General features: G+C 73.0%; 14 protein-coding genes. 9 read left to right on the top strand and 5 right to left on the bottom strand.

Features of this window, described 5'->3' with window-relative positions; all coding sequences use genetic code 11:
* Positions 1-93 precede the first annotated feature (93 nt).
* Genes ACEZDE_RS03205 through ACEZDE_RS03180 form a run of 6 tightly spaced genes read left to right on the top strand, consistent with a single transcriptional unit; the run spans position 94 to position 5,201 of the window.
* Positions 94-948, top strand: a complete 855-nt coding sequence (locus ACEZDE_RS03205) for a methyltransferase domain-containing protein (protein WP_380531736.1) — start codon at positions 94-96, stop codon at positions 946-948.
* Complete coding sequence (locus ACEZDE_RS03200; RefSeq protein WP_380531733.1) at positions 945-1,298, top strand: hypothetical protein; 354 nt, start codon at positions 945-947, stop codon at positions 1,296-1,298. The genes ACEZDE_RS03205 and ACEZDE_RS03200 overlap by 4 nt, the downstream gene beginning before the upstream one ends.
* Positions 1,298-2,455 (top strand): glycosyltransferase, encoded by a 1,158-nt coding sequence (locus ACEZDE_RS03195; RefSeq protein WP_380531730.1) that lies wholly within the window; start codon positions 1,298-1,300, stop codon positions 2,453-2,455. The genes ACEZDE_RS03200 and ACEZDE_RS03195 overlap by 1 nt, the downstream gene beginning before the upstream one ends.
* On the top strand, positions 2,452-3,216 hold the full coding sequence (locus ACEZDE_RS03190) for an ABC transporter permease (RefSeq protein ID WP_380531726.1): 765 nt from the start codon (positions 2,452-2,454) through the stop codon (positions 3,214-3,216). Before ACEZDE_RS03195 ends, ACEZDE_RS03190 begins: the two co-directional genes overlap by 4 nt.
* A gap of 30 nt (positions 3,217-3,246) precedes the next feature.
* Complete coding sequence (locus ACEZDE_RS03185; protein ID WP_380531723.1) at positions 3,247-4,203, top strand: ATP-binding cassette domain-containing protein; 957 nt, start codon at positions 3,247-3,249, stop codon at positions 4,201-4,203.
* 35 nt (positions 4,204-4,238) lie between these two features.
* Positions 4,239-5,201: an NAD-dependent epimerase/dehydratase family protein gene (locus ACEZDE_RS03180; protein ID WP_380532340.1), complete on the top strand. Its 963-nt coding sequence runs from the start codon at positions 4,239-4,241 to the stop codon at positions 5,199-5,201.
* Here the strand turns inward: ACEZDE_RS03180 and ACEZDE_RS03175 are convergent.
* Positions 5,188-6,540 carry a condensation domain-containing protein gene (locus tag ACEZDE_RS03175; protein ID WP_380531720.1) on the bottom strand — a complete coding sequence of 451 codons (1,353 nt, stop codon included), beginning with the start codon at positions 6,538-6,540 and terminating at the stop codon, positions 5,188-5,190. The two genes, ACEZDE_RS03180 and ACEZDE_RS03175, sit on opposite strands and share 14 nt — an antisense overlap.
* 332 nt (positions 6,541-6,872) lie before the next feature.
* Between ACEZDE_RS03175 and ACEZDE_RS03170 the strand changes: the two genes are divergently transcribed.
* From ACEZDE_RS03170 to ACEZDE_RS03160, 3 genes are all read left to right on the top strand, one after another.
* Entirely contained in the window at positions 6,873-7,829 is a 957-nt protein-coding gene (locus ACEZDE_RS03170; RefSeq protein WP_380531717.1) for an SDR family oxidoreductase, read from the top strand.
* 151 nt (positions 7,830-7,980) lie between these two features.
* A complete protein-coding gene (locus tag ACEZDE_RS03165) occupies positions 7,981-8,853 on the top strand; it encodes an LLM class F420-dependent oxidoreductase (RefSeq protein WP_380531714.1) in 873 nt (290 codons plus the stop codon).
* A gap of 14 nt (positions 8,854-8,867) precedes the next feature.
* Complete coding sequence (locus tag ACEZDE_RS03160; RefSeq protein ID WP_380532338.1) at positions 8,868-9,710, top strand: helix-turn-helix transcriptional regulator; 843 nt, start codon at positions 8,868-8,870, stop codon at positions 9,708-9,710.
* A 17-nt stretch (positions 9,711-9,727) separates the two neighbouring features.
* Here ACEZDE_RS03160 and ACEZDE_RS03155 read toward each other — a convergent pair whose 3' ends face one another.
* The 4 genes from ACEZDE_RS03155 to ACEZDE_RS03140 form a co-directional block, all read right to left on the bottom strand.
* Positions 9,728-10,732, bottom strand: a complete 1,005-nt coding sequence (locus tag ACEZDE_RS03155; protein ID WP_380531711.1) for a L,D-transpeptidase — start codon at positions 10,730-10,732, stop codon at positions 9,728-9,730.
* A gap of 128 nt (positions 10,733-10,860) precedes the next feature.
* Entirely contained in the window at positions 10,861-11,529 is a 669-nt protein-coding gene (locus ACEZDE_RS03150) for a response regulator (protein WP_380531708.1), read from the bottom strand.
* Positions 11,526-12,806: a sensor histidine kinase gene (locus tag ACEZDE_RS03145; RefSeq protein WP_380531705.1), complete on the bottom strand. Its 1,281-nt coding sequence runs from the start codon at positions 12,804-12,806 to the stop codon at positions 11,526-11,528. Before ACEZDE_RS03145 ends, ACEZDE_RS03150 begins: the two co-directional genes overlap by 4 nt.
* A 70-nt stretch (positions 12,807-12,876) precedes the next feature.
* Positions 12,877-13,905 carry a D-alanine--D-alanine ligase family protein gene (locus tag ACEZDE_RS03140; RefSeq protein WP_380531702.1) on the bottom strand — a complete coding sequence of 343 codons (1,029 nt, stop codon included), beginning with the start codon at positions 13,903-13,905 and terminating at the stop codon, positions 12,877-12,879.
* Between the last annotated feature and the right edge of the window lie 51 nt (positions 13,906-13,956).

The raw sequence follows: 13,956 nt of genomic DNA, 5'->3' as shown, positions 1-13,956 counted from the left end.
TCCAATGCAGCCGATTTTTCGCGTGCTTCTCGGCTTGGAAGTTTCATTCTTTTCGAGGATTGGCCAGCTGTGGAACCAGGGATCGGCTCCGGCTTGAACACGGCCGTGGAGCGTTACTACGACATCACCCTCGACCTGTACGAGGACCTGTGGGGCGAGCACGTCCACCACGGGTTCTGGGACCCGGGCGAGGCCCCCGGGCTCAACGGCGCGGACCGGCACGCCGCCACCGACCGGCTGGTCCGCGAACTGGTGGACTTCGCCGAGGTCCCCGCCGGGTCGAAGGTCCTCGACGTGGGCTGCGGCATCGGCGGCCCCGCGCTGCACCTGGCCGGCCCCCTGGGCTGCACCGTCGAAGGGGTCACCCTGAGCGCCCTGCAGGCCGCCCGCGCCAATGAGAAGGCGCAGGCCGCAGGAGTCGCCGACCGGGCCAGGTTCCACCAGTTGGACGCCCTCAGCACCGGCTACCCGGACCAGGCCTTCGACGTGGTCTGGGCGGTGGAGAGCCTGATGCACCTCCCGGACCGGCCCGCCTTCTTCGCCGAGGCACTGCGGATGCTGCGCCCAGGAGGCACCCTCGCGGTCGCCACCTGGTCCGTACGGGACGGCGAACTCGACGCCGACGAGCAGGAGTTGGTCCGCCAGGTGCTGCAGCACCAGGTGATGCCCGACTTCTCCTCGCTGGAGGAGCACGTCCGGCAGGCCGGCGCGGCCGGCTTCACCGGCGTCGCCGCGGTCGACTGGAGCAAGGAGGTCGCCAACTCCTGGGACCCCGGCTTCGCACAGATCCAGCAGTACGAGCGCGGCCCCTCGGTGATGCGCGACCTGGCCCGCGAACGCGGCGTGGACGTGCTCGGCTTCTTCCACGCCGGGCCGCTGATGAAGAAGGGCTTCGACACCGGGGTCATCACCTACGGCGCGCTGCGCGCCACCAGGCCCGGGTCATGAGCGGCCCGGACGCCGGTACCGCCCCGGACGCCCCGGACGCCGGTGAGGCCGGTGAGGCCGCGCTGCGCCACCGGATCTGCGAACTGCTGCGGGACGTCGTCGACGAGGACGCCGCCTGGCTGGACGCCATCGGACCCGGCACCCGGATCGACGGCGAACTGCTGGTGGAGAGCCACGAGCTGGCCGCCTGGAGCCTGGCGCTGCGTCAGCACTACGGCGACCGGGTCGACCTGGTCGAGCACGTCGCCGGGCTCGACATCGACCAGATCATCGAGCTGACCGTCGCCGACGTGGCCGCCTACGTCGCCGCCCGGCGCGGCGCGGCGCCGTCGCCCGCGGTCGGTGACTGATGGGGCGCTACCTCTTCGTCTCGCTGCCGTTGACCGGGCACGTCAACCCGATGGCGGCGGTGGCCGGGGACCTGGGCCGGCGCGGGCACCAGGTGCTGTGGGCCGGCTCGGAGAGCTTCCTGAGACCGGTGCTCGGCCCCGACGCCGCGATCGCCCCGATCCCGCTGCGGGCCCACCGCGGCCAGGCCGACCGGGGCATGGCCGCGGCCAAGTCGCGCTGGGACGGCTACATCGTCCCGCACGCCAGGACCACCCTGCCCGGCATCGAGCGCGCGGTCGCCGACTTCCGCCCCGACGTCCTGGTGGTGGACCAGCACGCGGTCGCCGGAGCGGTCGCCGCACACCGGGCCGGACTGCCCTGGGCAAGCATGGCCCCGACCACCATGGAGCTGACCCGGCCCTACCGGAGCGCCGTGCCCAGGGTCGAGGCCTGGATCCAGCAGCGGATGGCCGCGATCTGGACCGCCGCCGGCATGCCCGGCGAACCACCGCACGACCTGCGCTTCTCGCCGCACCTGCTGATCGCCTTCACCGGACACGCCCTGACCGGCCCGCTGGACTGGCCCGACAACGCCGTCCTGGTCGGCCCGGCACTGGCCCCGCGCCCCCCGGACACCGCCTTCCCCTGGGACTGGCTGGACCCGGCCCGGCGGCACGTGCTGGTCACCGTGGGCACCCTGTCGCTCGACCTGGCCGCGGAGTTCCACGCCCGGGTGGTCGAGGCGCTGCGCCCGCTCGGCGACAGCGTCCAGGCGATCGTGGTGGCGCCGGACGGCACCGTCCCCGACCCGCCCGAGCACGTCCTGGTCCGCACCCGGGCGCCGGTACTGGAACTGATGCCCCGACTGGACGCGGTGGTCAGCCACGGCGGCCTGAACACGGTCTGCGAGGCACTGGCCCACGGCGTGCCGCTGCTGGTCGCGCCGATCAAGGGGGACCAGCCGATCAACGCCGCCCAGGTGGTGGCGGCCGGGGCGGGCCGCCGGGTCCGGTTCGCCAGTGTGCGGCCCAAACCACTGCGCGAGGACCTGCTCGCCGTGCTCGACGACCCCTCCTACCGCGCCGCGGCACAGCGGGTGGCCGCGTCCTTCGCCGCGGCGGGCGGCGCACCGGCCGCCGCCCTGCACCTAGAGAGAATGGGAAACCCCCACACGTGAACACGCTCCGCGACACCTGGCTGGTGTTCCAGCGGCACATGCTGCTGATGATCAGGTCACCGCTCTCGATCGTGCTGGGCGTGGCCCAACCGGTCGTCTACCTGGCCCTGTTCGCGCCGCTGCTGAAACCCGCGCTGGCCTCCATGGGGGCCGGCTCGATGACCGACGCCTACCGGATCTACGTCCCCGGCATGCTGGTCGCGCTGGCCCTCGGCGGCGGCCTCTACGTCGGCTTCGGGCTGCTCGCCGAACTCGCCTCCGGGGTGATCGAGCGGGCCCGGGTCACCCCGATCAGCAGGGTCGCGCTGCTGCTCGGACGCTCGCTGCGGGACGTGGTCACGCTGGTGATCCAGGCGGCCATCATCATCCTGCTGGCGATGCCGCTCGGCCTGTTCGTCCGGATCCAGGACCTGCTGCTCGGCTATGTGCTGCTGGCGCTGATCACCCTGGCCAGCTCCTCCCTCTCGTACGGGATCGCGCTCAAGATCAGCAACCCCAATGTGCTGGGCCAGGTGGTCAACAACGTGGCGCAGCCGCTGATGCTGCTGTCCGGCACGCTGCTGCCGCTGGCGCTGGCGCCGCTGTGGCTGCGCCGGGTGTCCGACTGGAACCCCTTCAGCTGGGCCGTGGTCGGGATGCGGGCGCTGTTCGCCGGGCACCCGGACGACTCCTCGGTCTGGCAGAGCATCGTGATCCTGGCCGGCGTGGCGCTGCTGGCGCTGGCCTGGTCGTCCCGGCTGTTCGCCCGCTCCGTCCGCTGACCCCCTCCCTCACCCGACAAGGACGTTCTGATGATCGAGACCAGCGGACTGCGGAAGTCCTTCCAGACCGGGCGCCGCCGGAAGACCGCCACCGTGGACGCGGTGGCGGGCCTGGACCTGACCGTGGCCGAGGGCGAGATCTTCGGCTTCCTCGGCCCCAACGGCGCGGGCAAGACCACCACCCTGCGGATGCTGGCCACCCTGCTGCCGCCGGACGGCGGCGAGGCCGTCATCGCCGGGCACAACCTGCGCACCGAGCAGGCCGCGGTCCGCCGCAGCATCGGCTACATCGCCCAGGGCGGCGGCACCTGGGACGACGTGACGGCCCGTGAGGAACTGGTGATGCAGGCCAGGATGCACCGGATCGGCAAGGCCGAGGCGCTGACCCGGGCCGCCGCCGCCCTGGAGGCCTTCGACCTGACCGAGTACGCCGACCGCAACTGCCGCACCTACAGCGGCGGTCAGCGCCGCCGGGTGGACATCGCGCTCGGCGTGGTGCACCAGCCCAAGGTGCTCTTCCTGGACGAGCCCACCTCCGGGCTGGACCCGCAGAGCCGGGCGCACATGTGGGACGAGATCCGCCGGCTCCGGGCCGAGGGCATGACCGTCTTCCTGACCACGCACTACCTGGACGAGGCGGACGCGCTCTGCGACCGGATCGCCATCATCGATGGCGGCGGGATCGTGGCCGAGGGCACCCCGGACGCGCTCAAGCGGGAGATCGCCGGAGAGGTGGTCACGGTCGGGGTCGCCGACGCCGCCGAGAAAGCCGCCGCTGTGCTGGCCGAACAGGACTGCGTGACCTCCACCGAGCTGCGCGACGACGGCGCGCTGCGGCTGTCGGTGGACCTCGGCGAGACCGCGATGCCGCAGATCATGCGGGCGCTGGCGGACGCCGGGATCGAGCTGGCCACCATCGAACTGCACCGCCCGACACTCGACGACGTGTTCCTCACCAGGACCGGCCGCTCGCTGCGGGAGTCCTGACTGTGAGCCGAGGCACGACCACGAAGGGGACGGACATGGACGAGGGCTGGAGCGTGCGCCGCGCGGTGGTCACCGGCGGCGCCGGGTTCGTCGGATCGCACCTGTGCGACCGGCTGCGCGACGAGGGCGCCGAGGTGGTCTGCGTCGACAACCTGCTGACCGGATCGCTCGACAACCTCGGCGCCCGGCCCGACGACGCCGGGTTCACCCTGGACCGCAGGGACGTCTCCGAGGCGTTCGACGTGCCGGGGCCGGTCGACCTGGTGCTGCACCTCGCCTCGCCCGCCTCGCCGCACGACTACGCCAGGCACCCGATCGAGACGCTCCGGGCCGGCGCCCACGGCACCCTGAACGCCCTGGAGCTGGCCGAGCGCAAGGGCGCCCGCTTCCTGCTCGCCTCCACCTCGGAGGTGTACGGGGACCCGCTGGTGCACCCCCAGGTCGAGTCCTACTGGGGCAACGTCAACCCGGTCGGCCCGCGCAGCCAGTACGACGAGGCCAAGCGCTACGCCGAGGCGCTGACCACCGCCTACCGCGACGCCCGGGGGGTGGACACGGTGATCGTGCGGCTGTTCAACACCTACGGCCCGCGGATGCGCCCCAAGGACGGCCGGGCGGTGCCCACCTTCATCACCCAGGCCCTGGCCGGGGAGCCGATCACGGTCGCCGGGGACGGCGCGCAGACCAGGTCCATCTGCTACGTGGACGACACCGTCAGCGGCATCCTGGCCGCCGCCGCCAGCGGCCACCGCGGGCCGGTCAACCTCGGCAACCCGGTCGAGCTGAGCGTCCTCGACCTGGCCCGGCACGTCCGCGAGCTGTGCGGCTCGGCCTCGCCGATCGTCTTCGTCGAGCGGCCCGGCGACGACCCCAGCCTGCGCCGGCCCGACATCGGCCTGGCCAGGGCGGAGCTGGGATGGCAGCCGGTGGTCGGCTTCGACAAGGGCCTGACCATGACCATCGAGTGGTTCTCCCGGCTCGCCCTCAGCGGTCGCTGACCGCCCCCGCCACGACCGGGTCGGCCGCCTCCGCCAGGGCGGCCGTCTCCATTCCGCGCACCAGGGCCTCGCCGTCGGCCAGCGACAGGCAGTGGGTGTCCATCACAAAGGTGAGGTGCACCGTCCCCGGGGCGTCGTCGACCTGGAGGAACAGCGACTCCAGCGACGGGCTGTCCTGGCCCAGCACCCACCGGAAGCTGCCGGGCCGGGGCGTTCCGTCGGCGGCTCCGGCGGTCGGCTCCGGCCGGACCGCCAGTTGCTGGGCGGCGCCGCGGCGGTCGTTGAAGAAGCAGGCGGTGTCGACCGCGGCGCCGCGGTCGGCGGCCACCCGCAGCCGCAGCCGCTCCATCGCGGCCGGGTCGAAGTAGCCGTGCTTGTAGGCGCTCACCAGCGACTTCTGCGCCTTCCCGACCACCGCGTCGAAGTCCTCCCCGGCCACGTCCAGCACGCAGAGCCCGGCCTGGGCCAGGGTGCAGACCACCTCGGCCAGGCCCGGCCGGAACCGGTTGCCGACGATCGGCCGCAGCACCACCGGCTGGATCCCGGTGACCGCGCTGAGCGACCTGGCGAACAGCGCGAGCAGCACCGTGGACGAGCCGAGCCCGGTGCGCTCGGCGATGGCCAGCACCGCGGGCAGCATCGCCGGGGAGTCGAACTCGCCCTGCCAGTACCGGGGCTGATCAGGCGTCGGCTGAGGGCGGTAGCGGCGCGGATCGACCCCGCGCAGGATGGACTCGTGGTGCCGCAGCGCGGCGGCGTTCTGCCGCTGCCCGGCCGGGGACTGCTGCCAGCGGGCCTGGGCCAGCGGCTGCAGCTCGGGGGCGGGGGCGGCGGTCCTGGCGGCGACCTCGCCCATCATGATCAGGGCGCCGGCGCCGTCGACCGCGAGATGGCTCATCAGCACCACCAGGTGGGTCAGTCTGCCGCGGTGCCGGACCAGGCCCATCCGGACCGGCCAGTCGGTGCTGAAGTCCAGGTCGGCGCCGCGGTAGCGCTCGCTGAGCGCGTCGGCGGCCTTGTCCGGGTCGTCGTCGTCCTCGGCGTCGAGGAGCTCCAGCGCGATCTCGCCGGAACCGCTCACCACCTGGAGCGGGCGGCCGTCCTCGGCGAACCGCAGCCGGGTGCGCAGCGGCGGGTAGCGGCCCATCAGGTAGGCCAGCTCGGCGGTGATGTCCTCGACCGTGGTCTCCGGCGGGAGCGGCTTGACCCCGCCCAGCGGGAACCAGTTCCCGATGGCGGTGATCGTGGACCAGTTCTCGCTCTGGCCCCAGGACAATTCGCCCTCACCGGCGCCGTCGCCCTCGAACGCGACGGTTATCCGCTCGACCGAACCCGTCATTCCGTCAGCCTTCCTGTGTGGCTGCGGGGTCCAGCCCCGGCGGTCCGTCAGATAATAACGTGCGGGACGGCGCCCGGTGGGGTTGTCGGGCATACCTGAGAGGTTCCGGAACCGCGGCCGAGGCGGGGTATCCGGACGGTAATTCGGCCGGAATTAATTGTCATGTCCGCTCTAAATGGGAACGCTTTATTTATGGGGGGATGGAGAGGCGGGGGGATGGGGGGATCGCCGGTCCCTGGATCGGCCGGGCCTTCATCCGGGATTCGTTTCGGGTCACAGTGGTGGAGTAGCGGGCCGGAATTCAGCCCGCGTCGACCCAGGAGGACAGCGCCATGCCCCGCACCCTGCCCGACATCACCGTCCCCGACCTCTCCGGCCGCCTCGCCGTGGTCACCGGCGGCAGCGACGGCATCGGCCTGGGCCTGGCCGGGCGGCTCGCCGCGGCCGGGGCCGAGGTGGTGCTGCCGGTGCGCGACCGCGCCAAGGGCGCCGCCGCGGTCGAGCGGATCAGGGCCGCCGCCCCGGAGGCCCGGGTCTCCCTCCGCGACCTGGACCTCTCCTCGCTGGAGTCGGTCGAGGCCCTCGCCGCGACCCTGGCCGCCGAGGGGCGGCCGATCCACCTGCTGGTCAACAACGCCGGGGTGATGACCCCGCCGGACCGCCGGGAGACCGAGGACGGCTTCGAGCTGCAGTTCGGCACCAACCACCTGGGCCACTTCGCGCTGACCGCGCGGCTGCTGCCGCTGCTGCGGGCCGGTTCGGCCCGGGTGACCTCGCAGACCAGCATCGCCGCCCGCAGCGGCGGCATCCACTGGGACGATCTGGCCTGGCGGGCCAGGTACCGCGGCTCGGCTGCCTACAGCCAGTCCAAGATCGCGGTGCTGCTGTTCGGCCTGGAGCTCGACCGCCGCAGCCGGGCGGCGGGCTGGGGGATCAGCAGCAACGTCGCCCATCCCGGGGTCGCGCCGACCAACCTGCTGGCCGCCCAGCCGGGGATGGGCCGTCAACGGGACACCGCGGGGGTGAAGGTGGTCCGCCGGCTCGCCCGCACCGGGATCCTGGTCAACCAGGTCGAGGGCGGCGTGCTGCCGGCCCTGTACGCGGCGGTGGACCCGGCCGCGCTCGGCGGCAGGTTCTACGGGCCGAAGGGCCCGCTGCACCTGGGCGGGGCGCCGGCCGAGCAGGAGGTCTACCGGCCCGGACGCGACGAGGCCGCCGCCCGCAGGCTGTGGGAGGTCTCCGAGGAGTTGGTGAGCGTTCACTACCCGACACCGACACCGACGCGCTGACCCGGCCCGGGACACCCGGACAGCGGGCCCACTGCCCCAGACTGGACCCGACCAACGCCGCCGTCCCACCTGACACCCCACGTCTGAAACCCGCCTGACACCCCGTCCGAACACCCCGCCGCCTGCCCCCGCAGAGGAACGAGGAGCCGCCGTGCACCTGGGCATCCACTTCGCCAACCACACCCTGCCCGGCGGCGCCCCCGCGCTGGGCGCCACCCTGGCCGCCGCCGCCGAGACCGCCGAACAGGCGGGCTGCGCCTCGTTCACGCTGATGGACCACTGGCTGCAGATGGAGAGCTTCGCCACCGCGCACGACCCGATGCTGGAGGGCTACACCTCGCTGGGCTTCCTGGCCGGGCGCACCCGCCGGCTGCGGCTCGGGCTGCTGGTCACCGGGGTGACCTACCGTCACCCCGCGCTGCTGGCGAAGATCGTGACCACCCTGGACGTGCTGTCCGGCGGCCGGGCCCTGCTCGGCATCGGCGCGGCCTGGTACGAGCGCGAGCACCTGGCCTACGGCGTGCCGTACCCGCCGGTGTCCGAGCGGTTCGAACGGCTGGAGGAGACCCTGCAGATCGTGCGGCAGATGTGGAGCGACGACGAGGGCCCCTACACCGGGCGGCACTACCGGCTCGCCGAGACCATCTGCTCGCCGCGCCCGCTCCAGCAGCCGTACCCGCCGATCGTGATCGGCGGCAGCGGTGAGAAGAAGACGCTGCGGCTGGTGGCCAAGTACGGTGACGCCTGCAACCTGTTCGCCACCTCGCCGGAGGAGGTCGCCCACAAGCTCCGGGTGCTCACCGAGCACTGCGAGCGCGAGGGCCGCGACCCGGCCGCCATCCGGAAGACCATCCTCGGCGGCGGCGACCCGTTCGGCGATCCGGACGGGTTCCTCGGCCTGATGGAGCAGTACGCCCGGGTGGGCATCGACACCGTGCAGGTGATGCCGATGACCCCGGACCCGGTCGGCTTCATCGAGGCGGTCGGCGCCCGGGTGGTCCCCCGCCTGGCCGAGATCGCCTGACCGTGGACCGAGCCATGGACCGGGCCCAGCTGGCGGACTTCCTGCGGACCCGCCGGGAGGCGCTGCAACCCGAGGACGTCGGCCTGCCGCGCGGCTCCCGCCGCCGCACCGCGGGCCTGCGGCGCGAGGAGGTCGCGGCCCTGTGCGGGATGTCCCCCGACTACTACAGCCGGATCGAGCAGCAGCGCGGCCCGCAGCCCTCGGAGCCGATGCTCGCCGCCATCGCCCGCGGGCTGCACCTGTCGCTGGACGAGCGGGACCACCTGTTCCGGACGGCCGGTCACAGCACCCCCACCCGCAGCCTGCGCACCGACCACGTCAACCCCGGCATCATGCGGATCCTGGACCGCCTGGACGACACCCCGGCCCAGGTGGTCAGCCTGCTGGGGGAGACCCTGGTGCAGACCCGCCCGGCGGTCGCGCTGCTCGGCGACGAGACCGTGTTCACCGGCCTGGACCGCTGCCTCGCCTACCGCTGGTTCACCGATCCGAGGGCCCGCAGGATCCACCCCGAGGCCGACCACGCGCGGCACAGCCGGATCATCACCTCCGAACTGCGGGCCGTCTACTCGCGGTTGGGGGACGACCCGCGGGTCAACGAAGTCCTCGACGCGCTGCTGGAGCGCAGCGAGGAGTTCGCCGCGCTGTGGCACGCCCACGAGGTCAGCCTGCGCCGCCCCGAGGAGCCCAAGCGCATCCAGCACCCCGAACTGGGCGTCCTGGAGCTGCACTGCCAGGTCCTGTTCGACCACGACCAGGCCCAGGTCCTGCTCGTCTACACCGCCACCCCCGGCACCGAGAGCCACGACAAGCTGCGGATGCTCTCGGTACTGGGGGAGCGGTCGGCCCAGGCCTGAACCGCTGTGACGGTGTGTCAGGCCTGGGCGGTGGTGGTCTGCGCGCCGGTGGCGCTGGCGGCCAGCCACTGGGTCCAGCTGAGGTTGAAGGCCGCGTAGCCGTTGTCGCCCGCCGCGTTGCCACGCGGGGAGCCGGTGATGGTCACCGGGTCGCCCTGCTTGACCATGCCGTAGTACGCCTTGGCGTTGGCCAGCGAGAGGTGCACGCAGCCGTGCGAGCCGTAGCCGTGCCCGGGGACCGGGTCGCCGGTGGAGTAGTGCACGTAGGTGCCGGAGAAGGTCAGGTGCACGTCCCAGGGCAGGGTGAGGTCGTAGAAGTTCGGGTTGGCCCGGTCGCAGGTGATGTGGACGCTGCACGAGGTCATGTGGACCGAGGCGGCCTTGTCGAGCACCGCCATGGTGCCGTCCCAGGTGGGGAACTTCGGGTTGCCCGCGTCGATCGGGTAGGAGTGCTTCAGCACCCCGTCGCTGTAGACCTTCATGCTGTGGCTCGGCACGTCGATCTTGGTCTCCAGGTCCGAGCCGACGGTGAAGCTGTGGGTGTAGTCGTGGGTCCCGTAGCGGCCGTTGCCGTCGCCGACGTCGGTCAGCGCGGCGTCCACGGTCACCTTGGTGTTCGGCGACCAGAACTTCTGCGGCCGCCAGTCGACCCGGCGGCTGCTGAACCAGTGCCAGGCGCCCAGCACCGGGGCCGAGGCGCTCACCTTCAGGTGCTGCTCCACCGCGGCGCGGGCGGAGGTGGCGACCGGGTTGGTGAAGACGATGGATATCGGCATCGCCACCCCGACGGTGCTGCCGGTCGCGGGCGTGATCGAGTCCAACTGCAGCGGCGGCCCCGACGGACGGGTCGGGGACGGGCTGCTGCTGGCGCTGGTGCTCGCCCCGGCCCCGCTGCTCGCGGCCGTCCCGGACGGGCTCCCGGCGGCCGAGCCGCTGCTCCCGCCGCTCTTGCAGCCGCTCACCCCGGCGAGCACCATGCCCGCCAGCCCGAGTGCGATGACGCCGTTCCTGATCAGTCCCACTGCGTTGCCCCTGCCCCTGCCGAATGCGTTCGTTGCGTTGCACGGTCGCGTGCCCCGGTCTCCTTGAAGGATGCCGATCGGCCGGTGAACCGTTGCACCTCTGTTCGACTATTTCCGCGTGACCGCCGTCAGTCGACCAGGCCGTGCTCATGGGCGAAGACCACGATCTGCACCCGGTCCCGCAGGTCGAGCTTGCGCAGGATGCCGCCGACATGGGTCTTCACCGTGGACTCGCCCGCGAACACCTGCTGGGCGATCTCGGCGTTGCTCAGACCGCGGGCCACCGCCCGGAGGATCTCCCGCTCCTTGTCGGTCAGCGACTCGTAGCCGGGCGGCACCGGCGTCCGCGGCCGGAACCGGCCCTCCAGCAGCACCCCCAGGTCCTGCGGCGCCAGCACCGCGTTCCCGGCGTGGACGGTGCGGATGGCGTCGATGAGCATGGCCGGGGTGGTGTCCTTGAGCAAGAACCCGCTGGCGCCGCAGCGGATCGCGGTGGCGGCCCGGTCGTCGAGGTTGAAGGTGGTCAGCACCACCACCCGGACCGGGCGCGGCCGTGCGGACACCCGGGCCGGGGCGAAGATCTGCCGGGTCGCCCCCACCCCGTCCAGCTCCGGCATCCGCACATCCATCAGCACCACGTCCGGGGCCAGCTCGTCCACCAGCCGGACCGCCTGGTGCCCGTCACCGGCCTGCCCGACCACGCACATCTCCGGCTGGGCGTCGACGATCACCGCGACCCCGGCCCGGAACAGCTCCTGGTCGTCCACCAGCAGCACCCTGATCGGTCCCTCGGTCATGCCGTTCCCCCCGCTCGCAGCGGCATCCACGCGGTGGCGGTGAACACCGTGCCGCTGTCGGCCTCCTCGCGGCAGCGCACGTCCAGCCTGCCGCCGACGGCGTCGAGCCGCCGCCGCATGCCGTCGATCCCCGACCCGCTCCGTTCCACGCCCGCGGCCCCGCGGGGCCCGTCCTGCTCCGGGAGCCCGTCCGAGACGGTGTTGCGGACCTCCAGCCGCAGCGCGTCCGCCCAGTGCCGCTCCACCAGCACCGGTTCGCCGCGGCGGCCGTGCTTGAGCGCGTTGGTCAGCATCTCCTGCAGCACTCGGAAGGCCACCGCCTCCAGCTCCGGCGGGAGCGGCTGCGGTCGGCCCTGGACGGTCGACCGGAGCGGACTGCCGGCCGTCCCGACGCCGTCGAGCAGGCTGTCCATGCTGCCGGGCGGCAGCGCGCCGGTGCGCTGCCCGTCGTCCGTGGTGCTGGCGAGCACCTCGCGCACGTCGCGGAGCGACTGGCGGGCCGAGGCCGCGATGTTCTCCATGGTCCGGTGCATCGCGTCGGTGTCGTCCCGCGGCAGGAACTGGGCCGACTCGGCCTGCACCAGGATCACCGCGAGCGAGTGCCCGACCACGTCGTGCACGTCCCGGGCCAGCCGGGCCTGGCCGTCCCTCAGCTCCGCGATCTCCTCGGCCTGGGTGCGCTCGGTCTCGGCCCGCAGCCGACGGGCCTCCGCCTCGGCCTGGTCGCGCTCCGCCGCGGCCCTGACCCGTTGCAGCAGGCCGACCAGCCACGGCACGGTGACCACGGCCAGCAGCGCCGCGCCGACCAGCGTCAGCGACGCCAGCCGGAGCGCGCCCAGGGTCCGGACCAGGTCGGCCAGCGGGCTGGTCAGATCGATCCCGCGACGGGTGATCACCATCACCGCCATCACCGCGCCGCAGGGCAGCGAGAGCCCGCTCAGCCACAGCACCGTCCGGTCCCCGTGGCGCGCGGCGCCGTAGGCGACCACACCGAAGGAGAGCTGCACCATCAGCGCGGGCGGGCCGTCTACCAGCTGGAACAGGGCGGTCACCCAGACCAGGGCGAGCGCGGTGCCGGGCAGCGTCCGGAACAGCGTGACCGCGACGGCGGTGAGCAGTACCGCCAGCTGGACCTGGTGGACGGGGGTGCTGGCCGCGACGACGAACCGGTTCGCCTCGCTGAGCCCGTACCCGGCGACGGCGAGGCCGAGCAGCAGGTCGGGCGCACGGGTCAGCAGCCGGGTCAGCGCTGGACGGGCTGCGGTCGGGGCTGGCAAAGGGGGGAATCTCCTGTGAACGGGGTGTGCGGCTGCTCCCACCATCGAACCATGGTGCTGAGCTGCGCGGTCACCGATGATCTTGAGTCCTGTCGCTGAGCGCGGAACGCAGCAGCTGGTCGAGCAGGGCCGGGTAGGGCAGCCCCGCCTGCTCGAACATCTTCGGCACCTGTGACTGGGCGGTCATCCCCGGCATCGTGTTGACCTCGTTCAGCACCGGTCCTTCCGGTGTGAGGAAGAAGTCGAAGCGGGCGACGGAGCGGCAGCCCAGCGCGGTGAAGAGGGCGAGCGCCGCCTCCCGCAGGGCCTTCTCCTCGGCGTCCGCGAGCGGGGCCGGTATCCGGAACACGGCGCTGCCGTCGTACTTCTGCGCGGTGTCGAACAGCGCGGTCCGCTCCGCCGCCCCGGCCACCACGATCTCCAGCGCGGGCCCGACCAGCAGGCTGCCGTCGGCCCGCTCCAGGACGGCCAGGTCCACCTCACGACCGGTCACGAACTCCTCGACCAGGACCCGGTGGTCGTGGGCGAGGGCGTCCGCCAGCGCGCCGTCCAGCTCCTCGATCCGGTGGACCAGGCCGACGCCGTGGCTGGAACCGGCCGCGACCGGCTTGACCACCACCGGGAACCGGTCCGGGCGCAGCCCGGCCGCGGTCCCGGCATCGACCAGCCGACCGGCCGCGGTGCGGATGCCGAGCTCGGCCGCGACCAGCTTGGTGGCCCACTTGTCCATCGCCAGCGCCCCGCCGCGCACCCCGGCGCCGACGTAGGGCACCCCGGCCAGCTCGAACAGCGCGGCCAGCGAGCCGTCCTCGCCGCGCGGACCGTGCACGGCGGGGAAGGCCACGTCGCAGTCGGCGATCAGCCCGACGGCCGCGGCGAAGCTGCGGGCCCGGGTCGCCGCCAGCGGCTGGCCGTCGGCGCGGAGCCAGTAGCCGTCCCGGTCGACGGTCAGGGACTGCACCTCGAACACGGCGGGGTCGAGCGCCGCGCGGACCGAGGCGGCCGAGGCGAGTGAGACCTCGTGCTCGCTGTTCTGGCCGCCGCCGATGACGGCGACCCGGATACGCCGGGGGAGCGGGGAGAGTTGGGTGTCGATCATGGCGGGAGGGACCGTCCTTCGGGTGGGTGGGTGGGTGTGCTTCAGGGGCTC

The organism is Streptacidiphilus cavernicola, from assembly GCF_042510955.1.
Classification (GTDB): Bacteria; Actinomycetota; Actinomycetes; order Streptomycetales; family Streptomycetaceae; genus Streptacidiphilus; species Streptacidiphilus cavernicola.
The sequence above is the reverse complement of the archived record's forward strand: the minus strand, read 5'-3'. Positions and strand labels throughout refer to the sequence as shown.

What these genes read in the sequence shown, in the direction of transcription:
- ACEZDE_RS03200 (WP_380531733.1), top strand. Translation starts at nt 945, where the DNA reads ATGAGCGGCCCGGACGCCGGTACCGCCCCGGACGCCCCGGACGCCGGT.
- ACEZDE_RS03195 (WP_380531730.1), top strand. Translation starts at nt 1,298, where the DNA reads ATGGGGCGCTACCTCTTCGTCTCGCTGCCGTTGACCGGGCACGTCAAC.
- ACEZDE_RS03185 (WP_380531723.1), top strand. Translation starts at nt 3,247, where the DNA reads ATGATCGAGACCAGCGGACTGCGGAAGTCCTTCCAGACCGGGCGCCGC.
- ACEZDE_RS03180 (WP_380532340.1), top strand. Translation starts at nt 4,239, where the DNA reads ATGGACGAGGGCTGGAGCGTGCGCCGCGCGGTGGTCACCGGCGGCGCC.
- ACEZDE_RS03175 (WP_380531720.1), bottom strand. Translation starts at nt 6,540, where the DNA reads ATGACGGGTTCGGTCGAGCGGATAACCGTCGCGTTCGAGGGCGACGGC.
- ACEZDE_RS03170 (WP_380531717.1), top strand. Translation starts at nt 6,873, where the DNA reads ATGCCCCGCACCCTGCCCGACATCACCGTCCCCGACCTCTCCGGCCGC.
- ACEZDE_RS03160 (WP_380532338.1), top strand. Translation starts at nt 8,868, where the DNA reads ATGGACCGGGCCCAGCTGGCGGACTTCCTGCGGACCCGCCGGGAGGCG.
- ACEZDE_RS03150 (WP_380531708.1), bottom strand. Translation starts at nt 11,529, where the DNA reads ATGACCGAGGGACCGATCAGGGTGCTGCTGGTGGACGACCAGGAGCTG.
- ACEZDE_RS03140 (WP_380531702.1), bottom strand. Translation starts at nt 13,905, where the DNA reads ATGATCGACACCCAACTCTCCCCGCTCCCCCGGCGTATCCGGGTCGCC.